At 63.2% G+C, this 18,716-nt stretch carries 18 protein-coding genes; 11 read left to right on the top strand and 7 right to left on the bottom strand.

Annotation, left to right across the window (positions count from 1 at the left end; all coding sequences use genetic code 11):
• Nucleotides 1-9: 9 nt before the first annotated feature.
• Both pncB and PG896_RS07610 read right to left on the bottom strand, forming a co-directional pair.
• Nucleotides 10-1,188, bottom strand: a complete 1,179-nt coding sequence (pncB, locus tag PG896_RS07605) for a nicotinate phosphoribosyltransferase (RefSeq protein WP_270835575.1) — start codon at nt 1,186-1,188, stop codon at nt 10-12.
• A 1-nt stretch (nt 1,189) separates the two neighbouring features.
• Nucleotides 1,190-1,825: a nicotinamidase gene (locus tag PG896_RS07610; RefSeq protein ID WP_270835576.1), complete on the bottom strand. Its 636-nt coding sequence runs from the start codon at nt 1,823-1,825 to the stop codon at nt 1,190-1,192.
• A 74-nt stretch (nt 1,826-1,899) separates the two neighbouring features.
• Here PG896_RS07610 and PG896_RS07615 point away from each other — a divergent pair, with 74 nt between their 5' ends.
• The 3 genes from PG896_RS07615 to PG896_RS07625 are packed head-to-tail and all read left to right on the top strand — an operon-like array spanning nt 1,900 to nt 3,345.
• Nucleotides 1,900-2,550 carry an NUDIX hydrolase gene (locus PG896_RS07615; protein WP_270835577.1) on the top strand — a complete coding sequence of 217 codons (651 nt, stop codon included), beginning with the start codon at nt 1,900-1,902 and terminating at the stop codon, nt 2,548-2,550.
• A gap of 19 nt (nt 2,551-2,569) precedes the next feature.
• Complete coding sequence (locus PG896_RS07620) at nt 2,570-2,875, top strand: hypothetical protein (RefSeq protein WP_120416227.1); 306 nt, start codon at nt 2,570-2,572, stop codon at nt 2,873-2,875.
• Nucleotides 2,872-3,345: a DUF523 domain-containing protein gene (locus PG896_RS07625; RefSeq protein ID WP_119197179.1), complete on the top strand. Its 474-nt coding sequence runs from the start codon at nt 2,872-2,874 to the stop codon at nt 3,343-3,345. The genes PG896_RS07620 and PG896_RS07625 overlap by 4 nt, the downstream gene beginning before the upstream one ends.
• Here the strand turns inward: PG896_RS07625 and PG896_RS07630 are convergent.
• The 3 genes from PG896_RS07630 to PG896_RS07640 form a co-directional block, all read right to left on the bottom strand.
• Entirely contained in the window at nt 3,291-4,247 is a 957-nt protein-coding gene (locus PG896_RS07630; protein WP_270835578.1) for an acyltransferase, read from the bottom strand. The two genes, PG896_RS07625 and PG896_RS07630, sit on opposite strands and share 55 nt — an antisense overlap.
• A gap of 7 nt (nt 4,248-4,254) precedes the next feature.
• The gene (locus tag PG896_RS07635; protein ID WP_171864748.1) at nt 4,255-5,154 is read right to left on the bottom strand and encodes an acyltransferase; all 900 of its coding nucleotides are present in this window, start codon (nt 5,152-5,154) and stop codon (nt 4,255-4,257) included.
• Between the two features lie 132 nt (nt 5,155-5,286).
• Nucleotides 5,287-6,804 carry a YifB family Mg chelatase-like AAA ATPase gene (locus PG896_RS07640; RefSeq protein ID WP_052815775.1) on the bottom strand — a complete coding sequence of 506 codons (1,518 nt, stop codon included), beginning with the start codon at nt 6,802-6,804 and terminating at the stop codon, nt 5,287-5,289.
• A 384-nt stretch (nt 6,805-7,188) separates the two neighbouring features.
• Here PG896_RS07640 and ilvG point away from each other — a divergent pair, with 384 nt between their 5' ends.
• The 6 genes from ilvG to ompA all read left to right on the top strand — a co-directional run bounded on the left by ilvG (nt 7,189) and on the right by ompA (nt 15,010).
• The gene (ilvG, locus tag PG896_RS07645) at nt 7,189-8,835 is read left to right on the top strand and encodes an acetolactate synthase 2 catalytic subunit (protein WP_052815776.1); all 1,647 of its coding nucleotides are present in this window, start codon (nt 7,189-7,191) and stop codon (nt 8,833-8,835) included.
• Nucleotides 8,832-9,089 carry an acetolactate synthase 2 small subunit gene (gene ilvM / locus PG896_RS07650; protein WP_010676086.1) on the top strand — a complete coding sequence of 86 codons (258 nt, stop codon included), beginning with the start codon at nt 8,832-8,834 and terminating at the stop codon, nt 9,087-9,089. Before ilvG ends, ilvM begins: the two co-directional genes overlap by 4 nt.
• A 12-nt stretch (nt 9,090-9,101) precedes the next feature.
• On the top strand, nt 9,102-10,046 hold the full coding sequence (locus tag PG896_RS07655; protein ID WP_052815778.1) for a branched-chain amino acid transaminase: 945 nt from the start codon (nt 9,102-9,104) through the stop codon (nt 10,044-10,046).
• A 146-nt stretch (nt 10,047-10,192) separates the two neighbouring features.
• Nucleotides 10,193-12,034 (top strand): dihydroxy-acid dehydratase, encoded by a 1,842-nt coding sequence (ilvD, locus tag PG896_RS07660; protein WP_201871899.1) that lies wholly within the window; start codon nt 10,193-10,195, stop codon nt 12,032-12,034.
• Nucleotides 12,035-12,098: 64 nt separating this feature from the next.
• Nucleotides 12,099-13,631 (top strand): threonine ammonia-lyase, biosynthetic, encoded by a 1,533-nt coding sequence (ilvA, locus tag PG896_RS07665; RefSeq protein WP_010676083.1) that lies wholly within the window; start codon nt 12,099-12,101, stop codon nt 13,629-13,631.
• Between the two features lie 248 nt (nt 13,632-13,879).
• Entirely contained in the window at nt 13,880-15,010 is a 1,131-nt protein-coding gene (gene ompA, locus PG896_RS07670; RefSeq protein WP_041211986.1) for a porin OmpA, read from the top strand.
• Between the two features lie 52 nt (nt 15,011-15,062).
• Here the strand turns inward: ompA and PG896_RS07675 are convergent, their stop codons facing one another.
• The gene (locus PG896_RS07675) at nt 15,063-15,521 is read right to left on the bottom strand and encodes an HPP family protein (RefSeq protein WP_420703384.1); all 459 of its coding nucleotides are present in this window, start codon (nt 15,519-15,521) and stop codon (nt 15,063-15,065) included.
• 87 nt (nt 15,522-15,608) lie between these two features.
• Here PG896_RS07675 and PG896_RS07680 point away from each other — a divergent pair, with 87 nt between their 5' ends.
• The gene (locus tag PG896_RS07680; RefSeq protein ID WP_043153422.1) at nt 15,609-16,148 is read left to right on the top strand and encodes a TetR/AcrR family transcriptional regulator; all 540 of its coding nucleotides are present in this window, start codon (nt 15,609-15,611) and stop codon (nt 16,146-16,148) included.
• Here the strand turns inward: PG896_RS07680 and priA are convergent.
• Entirely contained in the window at nt 16,145-18,352 is a 2,208-nt protein-coding gene (gene priA / locus PG896_RS07685; RefSeq protein WP_270835579.1) for a primosomal protein N', read from the bottom strand. The genes PG896_RS07680 and priA overlap by 4 nt on opposite strands.
• A gap of 147 nt (nt 18,353-18,499) precedes the next feature.
• On the opposite strand from priA, the gene rpmE reads away from it, so the two are divergent.
• Nucleotides 18,500-18,715 (top strand): 50S ribosomal protein L31, encoded by a 216-nt coding sequence (gene rpmE, locus PG896_RS07690; RefSeq protein ID WP_010676078.1) that lies wholly within the window; start codon nt 18,500-18,502, stop codon nt 18,713-18,715.
• The last annotated feature ends 1 nt before the right edge of the window (nt 18,716 follow it).

Here is an 18,716-nt window from a genome sequence, read left to right on the forward strand (position 1 = left end):
AAAGGCGTCTTATACCCCGACGTGGAAGGCCTGCTTGAGGTTGCGGATGAAGTCCGCGTCCCGGCACAGGGTCTTGCCCGGGCTGTCGGAGATCTTGGCGACCGGGCCGCCGTTGCACTCCATCAGCTTGAAGACGATGTTCATCGGGGTGACGCCGGGCAGATCGCAGGTGAGCTTGGTGCCGATGCCGAAGCTGGTGTTGATGCGGCCGCGGAAGTGGCGCAGCAGCTCGACGGCCTTGTCGAGGTTGAGGCCGTCGGAGAAGACCAGCGTCTTGGTGGCGGGATCGATACCGAGGCGCTGGTAGTGGCTGATGGCCTTCTCGCCCCAGACCACGGGGTCACCGGAGTCGTGGCGCAACCCCTGATATCGGCTCGCCAGCTCGAAGTCGAAGTCGCGCAGGAAGGCATCCATGGTGATGCAGTCGGTCAGGGCGATGCCGAGGTGGTTGGTGAACTCGTCCAGCCAGCTGGTGAGGGCCGCGCGCTGGCTGAGTTCCAGCGGGAAGCCGAGTTGCTGGTGAGCCTGGAACCACTCGTGGGCCTGGGTGCCCACCGCCGGCAGCCGGTATTTCTGGGCCAGCTGGTAGTTGCTGGTGCCGCGAAACGCCGGCAGCCGATCCTGGAGGCGGCCCACCACGGCATCCTGCACCGCATGGGAGAAGCGGCGGCGGGTGCCGAAGTCGATGAGGTTGAACTCGGTCATCTCCTCCCGGCTCAGCTCCCGTTCCAGCTTGTCGATCTTCTGGTCGAGCCGCTCCAGTGCCTGGCTGACGCCGAACTGGGGGTAGCGGAAGCGGTTGCGCATCTCGCTGATGATGGCGAGCACCGGGATCTCCCACAGGATGACGTCCTGCCAGGGCCCTTCGACCCGCACATTGATGCGGCCATCCTGCTCGAACACCTTGAGCAGGGAGGCATCCAGCGGCTTGCGGCGCAGGTGATCCAGATAATCCGGGGTGAAGAAGGGGCGCTCGGCCAGAAAATCGAGCTCGGGTCGGGTCAGCCGCAGGGAGCCGGCGAGGCGCAGTTGTTCCTCGATCTCGCCCATCATGGGCAGCAGATCCTCTTCGTTGCGGCTGTGGAATTCGGCCACCACCTCGGCATCCGGGTAGCGATGGAACACAGCCTGCTGCATGTGCAGCTTGTAGGCATCGGTGTCGAGCAGGCTGTTGAGGATCGGGGGCATATCAGGCGTCCAGCAGGCGTTGTACATCGGCCAGGGTCTGGGCCAGCTCGGCGCCGGCCTCGATCATCCGGGTGCGGGCCTGGTCGATTGTCTCGGGGACGATGCCGCGGCAGGCATCGAGGTGGACGATGACCCGGAAGCCGGCGCGGAGCAGTTGCAGCACGCTGGTCTTGACGCAGTAGTCGGTGGCGAGGCCGCCGACCAGCACGGTCGCGACGCCGCGGGCCTGCAGGAACTCGATAAGCCCGGTGCTGCGACGCTCGGCGAGGTCGTGGTAGCAGGCGCCATAGGGGTGCAGATCCGGCTCGACCCCCTTCCAGACGAAGAAGTCGTAGTCGATGGGGGCGGGCAGGCCGTCGAGCAGCTCGAAGCCAGGGGTGCCCGGCACGCAATGGGCCGGCCAGGTGAGGTCGGCGTTGGGCAGATCCAGCGGTTGCAGCATGGCGGCCGGCTCGCTCACGACCCAGGCAGCGTTCGCGGGGTGGGCGTCCTTGCTGCCGACTCGCAGGGTGGCGAGGGCAGCCTGGGCATTGAGCGCCGCCACTATGGTATCCCCGCCAGCGACGGGCAGCTCGTTCGGGCAGAGGGGAGTGAATCCCTTCTGCGCATCAATATCCAGGCTGGCGATGATTCCCATGGATGGCTCCTTCACATAATATTCTTGTGATATTATCTACCAAACATTATTAGAAGGCGAGCAGGTCGACCAGGATGCCGAGAATGAGTCTGGATATGGTGGTGCTGCGGTTGCGCGAGGAGCGGCTCGAACTGCTTCTCGAGACCCGGGATCGCCCCCCCTTTGCCCACTGCTGGCAGTTGCCGGCCCTGCGCATCGACGAGACCCGGGATCGGGATCTGGACGCGGCTCGCCATCGCCTGCTGGCAGAGTGGGGGCTGGAGCACTGCTACAGCGAGCAGGTCAGTACCCTCGGCAACCTGGAGCGGGATCCCCGCGGCTGGTCCACCACCCTCGTCTATCTCTGTCTGGCGGATCCCGATGGGGGGGCGGTGCGCGGTCGCTGGCATCCTCTGGACGATCTGCCCGGCCTGCAACTCGCCTTCGATCACGGCAAGCTGGTCGCCATGGGGCTGGAGCGGCTGCGCATCAAGAGCCGTTACAGCACCCTGCCGCTGCATCTGCTGGGGGCGGAATTCACCCTCTCCGAGGTTCAACGGGCGTTCGAGATCGTCCTGCAGACCCCCATGAACACGGCCGCCTTTCGCAAGCGGCTCCACCGTGCCGACATCCTGGTGGACACAGGGCGCAAGCGCACCGGCAAGCAACGTCCCGCTATCCTCTATCGGCTGGAGACCCCCTGTTGCGTCATGTTCGATCAGGTGATGCACGGAGCAGAAGCGTAAAAGAGAGATCGTTGTTGCTATGAATTACAAAGTGAAACTTTCGCTAATTGTGCGAGATGTGGATAAAACCTGTTTTTGTGCTGGCGCCAAAGAGCTTAGCTTGCCCTTCGTTCCATTTGTTGGGCTCCGTTTGCATGAAGATATGCAAGTCTACACACTAGCGACTGTTGGGTGGGCAGACAATGAACAGTGCTTTTATTGTTCTGTAGAAATGAGTGAAGAATTATTGTCCGATGGTGATTTGATAGACATGGATTTTATTATTGAAACAGCAAAAAATTCCGGATGGGTTGGGTTCAATAAAATTCATAGAGCAGAAGTATGAGAGGGAAGGTTTTAGTTAGCGCCTGTCTGCTGGGGCAGCCGGTGCGTTACGACGGCCAGAGCAAGGGGATTGTCAGCGACTGGCTGCAGGCGCTGGGAGCCGAGGGGCGGGCACTGGCCTTCTGCCCCGAAGTGGCGGGTGGCCTGCCGACGCCACGCCCCCCTGCCGAGCGCCAGGGGGAGCAGGTGGTTACCGAAAGCGGGCTGGATGTGACTGCCGAGTTCGACCGGGGCGCCGCCCTTGCGCTGGCCCTCTGTCAGCAGCAGGACATTCGCTTCGCCCTTCTGAAGGAGGGGAGCCCCTCCTGCGGCAGCGGCCGCATCTACAATGGCCGCTTCGAAGGGGTTTCACTGGCGGGAGAGGGCAAGACCACGGCTTTGCTGCGCCGCCATGGCATCGCGGTGTTCAGCGAGGATCAGCTGCCCGAGCTGGCCTCGGCGCTCGCCTTGGCTGCCTGCGGATCGGTCTGAGCCGCCGCATCGGCCGCCTGCCACTGCGCCAGCACGTCGTCTTTTTCCTTCCAGCGTGCGTTCAGCCACTCCTGGAAACCGCGTTTAAACTGCTTGTCGTTGAAGTAATCCCCCACCAGTTGCTCGTCCACCGGCAGCTCCTCGATCCGCACCCGGATGCGCTTCATCTTCCCCATCAGGAAATCCTTGAAGGGGGTGTCGGGGTTGTCCGGGTAGCTGATGGTGACGTTGATCAGGCTGTCGAACTGATCGCCCATGGCTGCCAGGGTGAAGGCGAGCCCGGCCGCCTTGGGCGGCATCAGGTGGCGATAGCGGGAGCGGGTGGCCTCGCGCTTCTGATCGGTGAAGCGGGTCCCCTCCACGAAGTTGATGACGGTGGTGGGAATGTGGCGAAACTTCTCGCAGGCGTTGCGGGTGGTCTCGATATCCTTGCCCCGCAGATGCGGATTTCTTAACAGAAACTCTCTCGAATAGCGGCGCATAAAGGGCATGTCCAGCCCCCAGCACGCGAACCCCAGCAGCGGGATGTAAATGAGCTCGTGCTTCATGAAGAACTTGGGCACCGGCAGCCGATTGCGAAACAGGTGGCCTAGCACCACGATATCGGTCCAGCTCATGTGGTTGCTGATGATGAGATACCAGCCATCCTTGCGCAGCCGGGTATTGTCCTCAATCTGCCAGTCGATGCGGGTAGTGAGGCGGATCACCAGGGTGTTGCAACCGAGCCACAGGCCCATGAAGCGATTGTTGAGCCGGCTGCAGGCACGGCCAAAGGCCGGCACGGGCAGCAGCAGTTTGGCCAGAGAAACCAGCAGGATCAGGCTGGCACACAGGGCGGTAAACAGTATGGTCAGGCCGGCGCTGATGAACAGCGCCAGGGGGCCCGGGAGCAGGTTTGGCATGAGTGTCTTACTGCGTCTTGTCCGCCAGCAGCTTATCCAGGGTCTGGTCCTTCTCGTGCCAGATCCCGTTCAACCACTGTTGAAACTCTTGTTGGAACTCGGGGTCATTGAAGTAATCCCCCACCAGATTGCGTTCGATCGGCAGAAAGCGGACCCGAACCTTGATCTCCTTGACCCGACCGCACATGAAGTCCCAGTAGCTGGGGACGCCGCCGGGATAGGCGATGGTCACATCCACCAGCTTGTGCAGTTGATCCCCCATGGCCGCCAGGGTGAAGGCGATGCCCCCTGCTCTCGGGTGCAGCAGATGACGATAGGGTGCCCCTTGCTTGTCGTGCTTGCCGACGGTGAAGCGGGTCCCTTCCACGAAGTTCATCACACTCACCGGCATATGGCGGAACTTGGCACAGGCCTGGCGCGTGGTCTCTATGTCTTTTCCCTTCAGATGCGGCTTCTTTTCCAGCAACTTGCGCGAATATCGCCGCATGAAGGGGAAATCCAGCGCCCACCAGGCCAGGCCGAGAAAAGGTACCCAAATCAGTTCTTTCTTGAGGAAAAACTTCAGGAAGGGGATTTTTTGATTAAAAATCCGCTGCAGTACCAGTATGTCGACCCAGGATTGATGGTTGGCAATCACCATATACCACTCATTCCGGCGCCCTTTGTCCACTCCGACCACATCGAAAGGGGTGTTGATGATGGTTTTCTGGATCAGATTGTTAAAACCTATCCAGTGGGTGGCACAGCCGTCCAGGAGGGTGTTGCAGAGACGTCGCGCCCCCTGGAAGGGCTGCAGCAGCTTGATGAGGCCAAGCAGCAGGACGGGGACAAACCAGAACAGGGTGTTGATGAAATATAGCAGGGTCGAGAGGCTGCCGCGCAGTCGCTCTATCAGCTTGTTGGGCATGGTGGAATCCGTCTTCGTATCGGTGGATGGCAACCAAGTGGTCAGATCTGTTGCCATAATATCAGCCGGCCCACGACTAGACCATGGTGGCGCCCTTTCCGGGTCGGGAGGTGTCTGCTGCCGTTCCCCCGCTCACTGGCCCCCGCGCAGCCGTGACAACAGCCTGTCCATGGCACGATAGCCCAGGGCTTCGATCAGATGCGCTCTCTCGATGGTGGCGTGTCCCGCCAGATCGGCGATGGTGCGCGATACCCGCAGGATGCGGTGCCAGGCCCGGATGCTGAGCCCCAGCTTCTGGATTGCACCCTCCAGAAACTCAGCATCCTGTGGCGATAATCTGCAAACATCTTCGATTTCACGACTATCCAGCAGATTGTTGAGTTTTCCGCTGCGACTCAGCATGCGCTCTCGCGCCCCCAGCACCCGTTCGCGTATCTGCTGGCTCGATTCCCCCCGCTCCGCCTTGCCGGTCAGGCTCCCCCTGGGCAAGAGCGGGACCTCTACCGTCAGATCGAACCTGTCGAGAAAGGGGCCGGAGAGCTTGCCCAGATAGCGCAGGATCTGATCCGGGCTGGAGCGGGTCTGGCCGTCGCCATAATGGCCGCAGGGGCTGGGATTCATGGCACCCACCAGTTGGAAGCGGGCGGGAAAATCCACCTGGCGGGCGGCACGACTGATGGTGATGTGCCCGGTTTCCAGCGGCTCGCGAAGGGAGTCGAGCACCTTGCGCTCGAACTCCGGCAGTTCATCCAGAAACAGGACCCCGTTGTGGGCGAGGGAAATTTCGCCAGGCCTGGGATGGGTACCCCCGCCCACCAGCGCCACTGCCGAGGCGCTGTGATGGGGCGTGCGATACGGCCTGTGGTGCCAGTGGCCTGCGCGGGGGGTGAGGCCGCCGATGGAGTGAATGGCTGCGGTCTGCTGCGCCTCCTGTTCGCTCAGCGGTGGCAGAATGCCGGGCAGACGGCTGGCCAACATGCTCTTGCCGGTGCCGGGGGGGCCGATGAACAGCAGGTTGTGGCTGCCAGCTGCGGCGATCTCCAGCGCCCGCTTCGCCTGGGACTGACCGATCACATCCTGCAGATCCGGCACGTCGGGCAGGGTCTCCGCGCTCTGGGGTTCCGGCAGCGGCAGTTCGTACTGGCCCGCCAGCCAGGCGGTGACCGCCAGCAGCTGGTGGGCGGTGCGCACCTCGGCATCCTGGATGAGGGAAGCCTCCGGACCGTTCTCCCGTGGGACCAGCAGGGTGCGCCCTGCGTCGCGGCAGGCGAGCACCGAGGGGAGCACCCCAAGCACGGGGCGGATCTCGCCCGTCAGGGCCAATTCCCCTAAAAATTCGTGATCGAGCAGGTATTTTGCGGGTATCTGCTTGGATGCGGCGAGAATGCCGATGGCGATGGCCAGGTCGAAGCGGCCCCCCTCTTTGGGCAGATCCGCAGGGGCCAGGTTGACCGTGATGTGCTTGGCCGGAAATTCGAAATTGCCGTTGAGCAGGGCGCTGCGCACCCGATCCCGCGACTCTTTCACCGAGGTTTCCGGCAACCCCACCATGTTGAAGGCGGGCAGGCCGTTGGAGAGGTGCACTTCCACAGTGACTTGCGGCGCCGCTATCCCCAGGCTGGCACGGCTATAAACAACAGCTAATGACATAAATACCGTCCTTGGTTTGATGTATATGCTGGTTAATCGTTTTTTATTAGTTTTTTGTTCCAGTTGTCAGGTTTCAGAGCAGTTAAAATCAGAGTCTTGTCAGGTAAAAAGTGCTTGCCCAATAAAAATCACCGTGCTAGTTCTAATAGCCATTCGCGGCAAGCTCCGCTCCCATTTCACAGGATTTCCGGTTGTAACTATGAACATGGCCTCCCGTTTCGTCAGCATTATTGTGGTCCTAGTGGTGATTATTATCTCACCGCTCGGGGCTCGTTTGGCTGCACGGAACAAGGGATAGACCCACCACCGGACAGAACGAAACAAGCGACCCCCGAGCCTCACGGCCCGGGGGTTTTTTTTCGACCAAAGGACAGGATTTTCCACATGAACGGCGCGCAGTTTTTGGTACAGGCTCTCAAGAAACAGGGTGTGACCCAGGTGTTTGGTTACCCGGGCGGAGCCATCATGCCGGTCTACGACGCCCTGTATGACGGTGGCCTGGCCCATCAGCTCTGCCGCCACGAGCAGGGTGCCGCCATGGCTGCGGTGGGTTATGCCCGCGCTTCCGGTCAGGTGGGGGTCTGCATCGCTACCTCTGGCCCCGGCGCCACCAACCTGGTCACCGGCCTCGCGGAGGCACTGCTCGATTCGGTACCGCTGGTGGCCATCAGCGGCCAGGTGCCCTGCGCCGCCGTCGGTACCGATGCCTTTCAGGAAGTGGACGTGCTCGGCATGTCCCTTTCCTGCACCAAGCACTCCTTCATGGTGACGGACCCGGCGGATCTGGGACGGGTCATTGCCGAAGCCTTCGCCATCGCCACCGAAGGGCGTCCGGGTCCCGTGCTCATCGACCTGCCCAAGGATGTGCAGCTGGCCGCCGTTCCTTCTCAAAGCCCGCTGTTTGCCGTGGAGGAACCCGAGCCCCTGAATCAGGCCGAGCTGACGGCCGCCCGCACCCTGCTGGCCGGTGCCGAGCGTCCGGTACTCTACGTCGGTGGTGGGGTGGGCATGGCCAATGCCGAGCAGCAGCTGCGCGACTTTGCCGCCACCACGGGGATGCCGGCGGTCACCACCCTCAAGGGGATAGGTGCCCTCGACCCCGACAGCCCCGTTTATCTGGGCATGCTCGGCATGCACGGTACCAAGGCCGCCAACCTGGCGGTACAGCAGTGCGATCTGCTGGTGGTGGTAGGCGCCCGTTTCGATGATCGGGTGACCGGCAAGCTGGAGGAATTTGCCCCCGAGGCGAAGGTGATCCACCTGGATGTGGACGCCGCCGAGTTCGGCAAGCGCCGCGCCGCCGATGTGGGGATCACCACGGATCTCAAGCGTGTGCTGCCCGCCCTGGCGATGACGCTGACCCTCGACCCCTGGCGCGAGCACTGCGCCACCATGGCTCGGGAATACGCCTTCCGCTACGACCATCCGGGTCAGGCCATCTACGCCCCGGCTCTGCTCAAAGAGCTTTCAAGCCAGCTGCCTGACACCAGCGTGGTGGCCTGCGACGTGGGTCAGCACCAGATGTGGGTGGCCCAGCACATGCGTTTCACCAGCCCGCGCAACCACCTCTCCAGTGCCGGCCTCGGCACCATGGGCTTCGGCCTGCCCGCCGCCATCGGCGCCAAGATGTCGCGCCCCGATGACGAGGTGGTGCTGGTGAGCGGGGACGGCTCCTTCATGATGAACGTGCAGGAGCTCGGCACCATCCGCCGGGCCCGGCTAAAGGTGAAGATGGTGCTGCTGGACAACCAGCGCCTCGGCATGGTGCGCCAATGGCAGGAGCTGTTCTTCGACGGTCGCTACAGCGAGACCAATCTGTCCGACAACCCCGATTTCGTCGCCCTGGCTGCCGCCTTCGGCATTCCCGGCGAGACCATCACATGCAAGGAAGAGATAGGTCCGGCACTGGATCGCCTGCTGGCGAGCGAGAGTGCCTATCTGCTGCATGTGGCTATTTCAGAGGAAGAAAATGTCTGGCCCCTGGTTCCGCCAGGAGTCGCCAACCACAAGATGATGGAGCAACGCCCATGAACCAGCTCAATACCAGCACCCTGGAAATCCATGCCCAACCCAGACCCGAAGTGATGGAACGGGTGCTGCGGGTGGTCCGTCACCGCGGTTTCAATCTCTGCGCCCTCAACATGGAGCAGGATTGCCAACAGCTGCGGATCACGGTTACTGTCGAATCGGTACGTCCCATCCAGCAGTTGTGGAGCCAGCTGGTGAAGCTGGTGGATGTCTCCCGGGTCGATGCACTGGAACAGCAACCCCGGATCAGAGCTTAAGGAGCCAAGCCAATGTCACAGCCTTCCCAATCCGCCGCCCACCCCCAATACATCTGGTTCAACGGCAAGCTGGTCCCCTGGCAGGATGCCCAGGTGCATGTCATGAGCCATGCCCTGCACTACGGATCCTCGGTGTTCGAGGGGGTGCGGGCCTATGACACTCCCAAGGGGACCTGCATCTTCCGCCTGCAGGAGCACACCCGCCGCCTGTTCGACTCCGCCAAGATCTACTGGATGGACGTCCCCTACAGCGAGACCGAAGTGAATGAAGCCTGCCGCACCGTGGTGCGCGAGAACGGCCTGAAGAGCGGCTACCTGCGCCCGCTGGCCTTTGTCGGCAACGTGGGGCTGGGGCTGCATCCGCCGCTGGATGCCAAGGCCGACCTCATGGTCGCGGCCCTGCCCTGGGGCGCCTACCTCGGAGAAGAGGGGCTGAAAAACGGGGTGGATGTGTGCGTCACCTCCTGGAACCGGCTCGCTCCCAACACCATCCCGACCGGTGCCAAGGCGGGGGGCAACTATCTCTCTTCCCAGCTCATCAGCCGCGAGGCCAAGCGCAACGGCTTCGCCGAGGGGCTGGCGCTGGACGTGAACGGCTACCTGAGCGAAGGGGCGGGGGAGAACCTGTTTCTGGTGAAGAACGGCGTGCTGTTCACCCCGCCCGCCACCGCCGCCATCCTGCCCGGCATCACCCGCGACACCATCATGACGCTGGCGCGCGACTTGGGTTACGAGGTACGCGAGCAGGCGCTGCCCCGTGAAGCGCTGTACGTCGCAGACGAAATCTTTATGACCGGCACCGCCGCCGAGGTGACCCCGGTACGCTCGGTGGATCGGATGAAGGTGGGCGCCGGTTGCCGTGGCCCGGTGACCGAGCAGTTGCAGAACGCCTTCTTCGGCCTGTTCAACGGCAAGACCGAAGACAAGTGGGGCTGGCTGACGCCGGTCAACGACTGATGAGAGCGGGGAGGCGTCACGTCTCCCCGAGTCGCTTCCGGTGAAGGCTCCCCGAGGTGCCTTCACCAGGATCGATTCCCGATCCGCGAATCACACATTCATGTTGAAAGACAATGCGCCCCAGGGGCATTCAGGGAGTAGAGACAATGCCGAAGTTGAGATCCGCCACCACCACCCACGGACGTAACATGGCCGGGGCCCGCGCCCTCTGGCGTGCCACCGGCATGACCGATCAGGATTTCGGCAAGCCCATCATCGCCGTGGTCAACTCTTTCACCCAGTTCGTGCCGGGCCACGTCCACCTCAAGGATCTGGGCCAGCTGGTCGCCCGCGAAATCGAGGCGGCTGGCGGGGTCGCGAAGGAGTTCAACACCATCGCCGTGGATGACGGCATCGCCATGGGCCACGGTGGCATGCTTTACTCGCTGCCGTCGCGCGAGCTGATTGCCGACTCGGTGGAGTACATGGTCAACGCCCACTGCGCCGACGCCATGGTCTGCATCTCCAACTGCGACAAGATCACCCCCGGGATGCTGATGGCTGCCCTGCGCATTAACATCCCGGTGATCTTCGTCTCCGGCGGCCCCATGGAAGCGGGCAAGACCAAGCTCTCCGACCAGCTCATCAAGCTGGATCTGGTGGACGCCATGATCCAGGGCGCCGACCCCAAGGTCTCCGACGCACAGAGCGATCAGATCGAGCGCAGCGCCTGCCCCACCTGCGGCTCCTGCTCCGGCATGTTCACCGCCAACTCCATGAACTGCCTGACCGAGGCACTGGGTCTCTCCCAGCCGGGCAATGGCTCCCTGCTGGCGACCCACGCCGATCGTGAGCAACTGTTCAAGCTGGCGGGCCAGCGCATCGTCACTCTGGCCAAGCGCTGGTATGAGCAGGACGATGCCTCGGCACTGCCGCGCAACATCGCCACCAAGGCGGCGTTCGAGAACGCCATGGCGCTCGACATCGCCATGGGGGGGTCCACCAACACCGTGCTGCACCTGCTGGCGGCAGCCCAGGAGGCGGGCGTCGACTTCACCATGGCCGACATCGACCGCATGTCCCGCAAGGTGCCCCAGCTCTGCAAGGTGGCGCCCTCCACCCAGAAGTACCACATGGAAGACGTGCACCGCGCCGGCGGCGTGGTCGCCATCCTGGGTCAGCTGGAAAAAGCGGGCCTGGTGCACGGGGATACCCGCAACGTGCTGGGCACTTCCCTGGTGGAGCTGCTGGCCGAATATGACGTCAGCCGCAGCAATGACAAGGGGGTTCACGACTTCTACCGTGCAGGTCCTGCCGGCATCCGTACCACCAAGGCGTTCAGTCAGGATTGCCGCTGGCCCGAGCTGGATCTGGACCGCGCCGAGGGGTGCATCCGCTCCTTCGATCACGCCTACAGCCAGGAAGGTGGCCTGGCGGTCCTCTCTGGCAACCTCGCCCTCAACGGGGCCATCGTCAAGACCGCCGGGGTGGACGAGGAGAACCTTACCTTCCGCGGCCCGGCCCGGGTATTCGAGAGCCAGGAGAGCGCGGTGAGCGGCATCCTGGACGGCACGGTGAAAGCCGGTGAAGTGGTGGTGATCCGCTACGAGGGCCCGAAAGGGGGCCCCGGCATGCAGGAGATGCTCTATCCCACCACCTATCTCAAGTCCATGGGATTGGGCAAGGCGTGTGCCCTCATCACCGACGGTCGCTTCTCCGGCGGTACCTCGGGTCTCTCCATCGGCCATGTCTCCCCGGAGGCGGCCTCTGGTGGCACTATCGGTCTGGTGGAGGATGGCGACATCATCAACATCGACATCCCGGCCCGCAGCATGGTGCTGGAGGTGGCCGACAGCGTGCTGGCCACTCGCCGCGCCGCCGTCTCTGCCCGTGGCTGGAAGCCGGTCGATCGTCAGCGCGAGGTCTCCTTTGCCCTGCGTGCCTACGCTATGTTCGCCACCAGCGCCGACAAGGGCGCGGTGCGCGATCGCACACTGCTGGGGGAGTGAGAGGATGAACTGTCATGATATGGGCGCATTGCGCGCCCTTCGCCACGAGACGGGGGTATAAACCATGGTCTCTGCGGCGGATTATCTACGCAAGGTACTGCTCTCCCCCGTCTACGAGGCGGCGAGGGTCACCCCTTTGCAAACCCTGAAGAAACTCTCCGAGCGGCTCGGCAATCACGTCAGCCTGAAGCGGGAGGATTTGCAACCGGTTCACTCCTTCAAGCTGCGCGGCGCCTACCACAAGATCGCCACCCTGACCCAGGAGCAGAAAGAACGCGGCGTCATCGCCGCCTCTGCCGGCAACCACGCCCAGGGGGTTGCCCTGTCGGCCGCCAAGCTCGGCATCAAGGCGATCATCGTGATGCCCAAGACCACGCCGGACATCAAGATCGACGCGGTGCGCCGTCAGGGCGGCAACGTCATGCTGTTTGGCAACAGCTTCGATGAGGCCTACGGCGAGAGCCGCCGACTCGCCGAGTTGGAGGGCTACACCCTGATCCCGCCGTTCGACGACGTCGAGGTGATCGCCGGCCAGGGCACCATCGGCAAGGAGCTGCTGGAGCAGGATACCCACCTCACCCACGTCTTCGTGCCGGTGGGCGGCGGCGGCCTGGCCGCCGGGGTGGCGGTCTACATCAAGCAGCTGCTGCCGGATGTGAAGGTGATCGGGGTGGAGGCGGAGGGGTCCGCCTGCCTCAAGGCGGCGCTGGCGGCTGGCGAGCCGGTCAATCTGGACCGGGTCTCCCTGTTTGCGGACGGGGTGGCGGTCAAGCGCATCGGCGAGGAGACCTTCCGGCTGTGCAACCAGTATCTGGACGAGGTGGTGACCGTCTCCAACGACCAGATCTGCGCCGCGCTCAAAGACATCTTCGACGACTGCCGCGCCATCGCCGAGCCGTCGGGGGCCTTGTCCCTGGCGGGACTCAAGGCTTACAGCGAGCGAGAGCAGGTGAAAGGGGGGCGGATGGCGGCCATTCTGTCCGGCGCCAACGTCAACTTCCACAGCCTGCGCTACGTCTCCGAGCGCTGCGAGATCGGCGAGAAGCGCGAGGGCATGCTGGCGGTGACCATCCCCGAGCGCAAGGGGGCCTTCCTCGACTTCTGCCGTCAGCTGGGGCCCCGCATGGTGACCGAGTTCAACTACCGCTACGCCGATGCCGAGCAGGCGTCGCTGTTCGTCTCGGTGCGCCTCACCGGCGGTGACGAGGAGCTGGGCCAGATCATCGATCAACTCGGCGGCAACGGTTATCCGGTGGTCAACATGACCGAGAGCGAGCTGGCCAAGAACCACGTGCGCTACATGATTGGCGGCCGCCCGGCCCGGCCCCTCGGTGAACGCCTCTACAGCTTCAAGTTTCCGGAGCAGCCGGGTGCCCTGATGCGCTTCCTCGAGACCCTGGGCTGCCGCTGGAACATCAGCCTGTTCCACTACCGCAACCACGGCGCCGACTACGGACGGGTGCTCTGCGCCTTCGAGCTGCCGGACGAGGACGTGGCGGCTTTCCACGACTACCTGCACGAGATTGGCTACGGCTGGAAAGAGGTGAGCGAGGATCCCGCCTACCGCCTGTTCCTGGCGAGCCAGGGCAGTCAGTGAGCGGGGAGCCATCCCCTTGCCAGATGAAAAACGAAGAGCCCGGCTCTTCGTTTTTTTATGGGCAACGCGCCGGCCCCCATGATTGGGGGCACGGTGGCCGATAATGTCGCCAATATCACACTCCTGAGTCCCTGGTCGTTTGAGGCTGGTTGCAGATGGGATAATCTGAATGCGGGGCTTGGGTTCAGGGCCCCGTCAGGGAAGAGAGACGCAGCCGCGTCATAACAATTCATTGCAGGGGCTCATCCATGAACAGATCTATGCTCGCCGTCCTGATCGGCGCTTTGATGGCAACAGGGACGGTGCAGGCTGCCGCCCAGGACAACACCTGGTATGTCGGCGGCAAGGCCGGCTGGTCAAATTATTACGGGGTGGATTACAACGCTCAGGTCGAAGAGCTGTTCGATGCGACCAAGGTGAACGAGAACAGCGATGATCTCGGTCTGGGGCTGTTTGCCGGTTATCAGGTGAACAGAAACGTGGCGATTGAGCTCGGCTATGACTGGCTCGGCAAGTATCAGGTGGACAAGCACTACTCGGGCAACGGGGTTGATTTCGCACTCGATGGCGAGGCCAAGGCCCAGATGGTGCAGGCCACCATGAAGATTATCCTGCCTGCAACCTCGGCACTGGATATCTACGGTCGTCTCGGGGGGGCCTATGCCTGGACCGAGAGCTCACTCAACGTCAGGGCCAGCGATGGCACCAGCAGCCTCTCCGAATCCCATGAGGGCAACAAATATCATGGTGCCGCCTTTGTCGGGGCGCTGGGGGTCGAATACGCCATCGACAAGGATTGGGCCGCCCGCCTCGAATACCAGTACACCACCCCCCTTGGGAAGACTTCCCTCGACGAGTCAGGCATCGAGATGGACAACGGCCTGCTGTCGGTCGGCATGCTCTATCGCTTCGGCCAGATCGGGGACGAGCCGGTGGCACCAACGCCTGCGCCCGAACCTGCGCCCGCCCCGGCCCCCGTGCTGGTGGAGAAGCAGTTCAGCCTGGATTCCGATGTGCTGTTCGAGTTCAACAAGGCGACCCTGAAGCCAGCCGCCAGTCAGGCCCTCGACAACCTGTTTGCCCAGATCCTGGCAGCCAATCCGAAAGACGGGGTGGCGACGGTGATCGGTCATACCGACCGCATCGGCTCGGAGGCCTACAACCAGTCCCTTTCCGAACAGCGTGCCCGCACGGTGGCGGATTATCTCATCGCCAAGGGATTGTTTGCCGACAAGGTGCGTGCCGAAGGGCGGGGAGAGTCTTCGCCCGTGACCGGGGGCAGCTGCCCGGATGGCGCCAAGGCGCAGATGATCGCCTGTCTGGCCCCGGATCGCCGGGTCGAGGTACGCCTGACCGGGGTCTCCCAGGTCGCCGAATAAGCCATCTTTGCCTTGCTATTAAACAACGAGGGGGCCTTGGCCCCCTCGTTGTTTATGTGGTTGTGAGTCGTGACGTTTGCAGCCGCCTGGCGCAATGACTCACCATGATCAGCAGCAAGGCGCCGGGCAGCACGGTTTGCCAGAGGAAAGGCCAGGACTGGGTGGTGAGCAGGATCAACAGTGGATTGGCTCCGGCAGGGGGGTGGATCAGCCCCAGTCCCTGCATGAGTGCAATGGACAGGCCCACACCCAGCGCCAGCTTGAGTTCCATCGGTAGCGGTAGCAATTGCACCACTAACCCCACGGTGGCCGATAACAGGTGGCCTCCCAGCACGTTCTGCGGACGGGCCAGCGGACTGTCCGGCAGTGAGAAGAGCAGCACACAGCTTGCCCCGAACGGTGCCATCAACAGGGTCGACTGCCAGCTCATGTCCAGCCAGCCGAGCAACATTATGGCCAGGCAGGCACCGAGCCCTGCCAGCCAGGCACTTCGCCATCGTCTTGTTTCCATCTCCTGTCTCCTTGTCTGTGCCGGATCACTTGATCCAGCCTGCGACATTAGGTAGACAGATCGGTGTACTTCAAGAGGAAAGTCACCATGAGCGAAAAACGGCAACAGCTGATGACGACAGCTTATCGGTTGTTCAATCGTCACGGCTTTCACGCCACCGGCATCGATCGCATCTGGGCCGAGGCAGGCAGTACCAAACGCACCCTCTATCGCCACTTCCCCACCAAGGATGCCTTGATCGAAGCGGTGCTGATGGCACGGGATGCGGAGTTCTTTGCCCTGCTCGATGCCAGGATGGATGGGGTGTCGGGGCGGGAGGCCAGGTTGCTGGCGCTGCTCGATGGCTTTGCGGACTGGTTTGGCCGCAGCGACTTCTACGGCTGCAACTTCATCAACGCGAGCGCCGAGTTCTCCGATCCTCGCCACCCGGTGCGCAAGCTGGTGGTGGCCCACAAGCGGGCGTTGCTGAACTGGGTCAGGGAGGCCCTCGAATGCACCGAGGTGCAGGCCACCGGGTTATGCCTGCTGTTGGAAGGGGCCGTGGTGATGGCCCACAGCTATCAGCAGCCCCTGGCTCTGGAACAGGCCAGGGTGTTGGCGGAGGCCGTGCTGGCAGAGCCGCGCTAGTTCAGTTCCGTGGGGTCGATATCCAGGCTCCAGCGCACCCGCTTGGTCTCGGGCCACCCCTCCAGCTCCTTCACCGCCCAGTCGAGCAGCTGGGCCAGTGGTGCCCGGCTGGGCCCCTGCACCAGCAGCTGCATGCGAAACTTGCCCGCCTTGCGCTCCATGAAGCCGCTGATGGGCCCGAGCACCTGCACCTGGGGATAGCGGGCGCTGCGCAGGGTATCGGCGAGACGACTGAGGAACAGCTGTACCTCGTCGCGGCCGTTGGCCTCGGCCCGAAACAGCCCCTGATGGCTGAACGGTGGCAGCCCCAGCAGGCGGCGCTCTTTCAGCGCCGTGTCGGCGAAGTGGCCATAGCCGTTCTGGGTCAGATCCTGCAGCAGGGCGTGTTCGGGATGGTGGCTCTGCAGCACCACCAGCCCCGGTTTGCTGGCGCGACCAGCCCGGCCCGCCACCTGGGTGTAGAGCTGGGCCAGCTTCTCGGCGGCGCGAAAATCGGCGCTGAACAGGGCGCCATCCACGTCCAGCAGGCCCACTAGCGTCACGTCCGGGAAGTGGTGGCCCTTGGCCAGCATCTGGGTGCCGATCAGGATCTTGTACTTGCCCGCCTTGATGTCGCCGAGGTGCGTCTCCAGCTCCCCCTTGCGGCGGGTGTTGTCCCGGTCGATGCGCACCACCGGATATTGCGGGAACACGGTGCCAAGCAGTTGCTCCAGCTGCTCTGTGCCGATCCCGGAGCCGATCAGCTCGTTGCTGCCACACTCGGGACAGTGGTGGGGCAGCGGGCGCACGCTGTCGCAGTGGTGGCAGTGCAGCCGCCGCCCGGCCTGGTGCCAGGTGTACCAGGCGTCACAGCGCTCGCAGGCGGCACTCCAGCCGCACTGGTGGCAGATAAGAGCCGGGGCATAGCCACGACGGTTGAGAAACAGCATCACCTGGTTGCCCGCCGCCAGGTGCTCGGCCATCAGCTGTTCCAGCTGGGGGGAGAGCCCCGCCTGCAGCCGCACGTTCTTGATGTCGAGGATCACCTGGCGAGCGGTCTGGGCGTTGCCGGCGCGGCGAGTGAGCGTGAGGTGGTGATACTTGCCGCTGCGGGCGTTGTGCAGCGTCTCCAGCGACGGGGTGGCAGATCCAAGCAGGATGGGAATGCCGGCGCGATGGGCCCGCATCACCGCCAGATCCCGCGCGTGGTAGCGAAAGCCGTCCTGTTGCTTGAAGGAGCCGTCGTGCTCCTCGTCGATGATGATGATGCCGAGGTCCTTGAACGGCGTGAACACCGCGGATCGGGTGCCGATCAGAATGGCGGCACCACCGTCGCGGCAGGCGAGCCAGGCGTCGAGCCGTTCCCTGTCGTTCATGGCGGAGTTCATTGCCACCACGGGCACGTTGAAGCGGCGGCGAAAGCGGTTGATGGTCTGGGGGGTGAGGCCGATTTCCGGCACCATCACCAGCGCCTGCTTGCCCGCCTTGAGCAGGGGCTCGAGGATGCTGAGGTAAACCTCGGTCTTGCCGGAGCCCGTGATGCCGTCCAGCAGGAAGGCACCGAACTTGTTGCTCTGGCTGGTGACGGCGGCCACCGCCAGCGCCTGCTCGCCGTTGAGGCGCAGCCCCTCACCCGGCTCGAAGCGGGTGGCCCAGTCGCCATCATGGCTCGGCTCCAGCGAGCGCTTCTCCAGCAGTCCCTTCTTCTCCAGCGCGGTGAGGGCTGCGCTCTGGATCTCCTCCTGTTTGAGGGCGGAGGGGGTCTGCGGCCCCTTGCGCAGCAAGGCGAGGGCCTGCTGCTGCTTGGCCGCCCGCTTGAGCTCGTTGAGGTCGATGGCCATGCCCGCATCGGTGGCAAACCAGAACTCCAGCTCCCGATAGGCGGCGGGCTCCCCCTTGCGCACCAGCACAGGCAGGGCGTGGGGCAGTACCTCCCCCAGCGGGTGCTGGTAGTAACCGGCGCTCCAGGCCATCAGCGCCAGAATGTCGGGCCCCAGCACGGGGGCGCTGTCGAGCACCCTCTTCAAGGGCTTTAATTTGTTGCGGGGGACCAGGCTCTCGGTCGGGTGATCCACCACCAGACCGACCAGGGTCTGCGGGCCGAACGGGATCTCGACCCGGCAACCGGGGGCAGGCAAGGGCAGGGGAGAGAGATAGTCGAAATGACGGCGTAACGGCACCGGCACAGCCACACGAACCAGATCCAGCGTTTGGGAAGAATTCACCAGGGGTTGCCTATTTTTTCTGCGAAGCCACTTGCCTGATCTCAGGCGTTTCCTATATTATTCGCAGCCTTTGAAACTGTGTTCAACAATCGTGTGGTGTCCGACAAGAGATCGGATGGCGACACGGCCTGATAATTGAGGTTGTCCATGAAAGCTGGTATCCATCCTGACTACGTAGCCATCACCGCCAAGTGCTCTTGCGGTAACGTCATCAACACCTTCTCTACCATCGGTAAAGATCTGAACCTGGACGTGTGCTCCGAGTGCCACCCGTTCTACACCGGCAAGCAGAAAGAAGTTTCTAGCGGCGGCCGCGTAGACAAGTTCAACAAGCGTTTCGGTGGCTTGACCTCCAAGAAGTAAT

This window comes from Aeromonas sp. QDB30 (genome assembly GCF_027707645.1).
Classification (GTDB): domain Bacteria; phylum Pseudomonadota; class Gammaproteobacteria; order Enterobacterales; family Aeromonadaceae; genus Aeromonas; species Aeromonas caviae.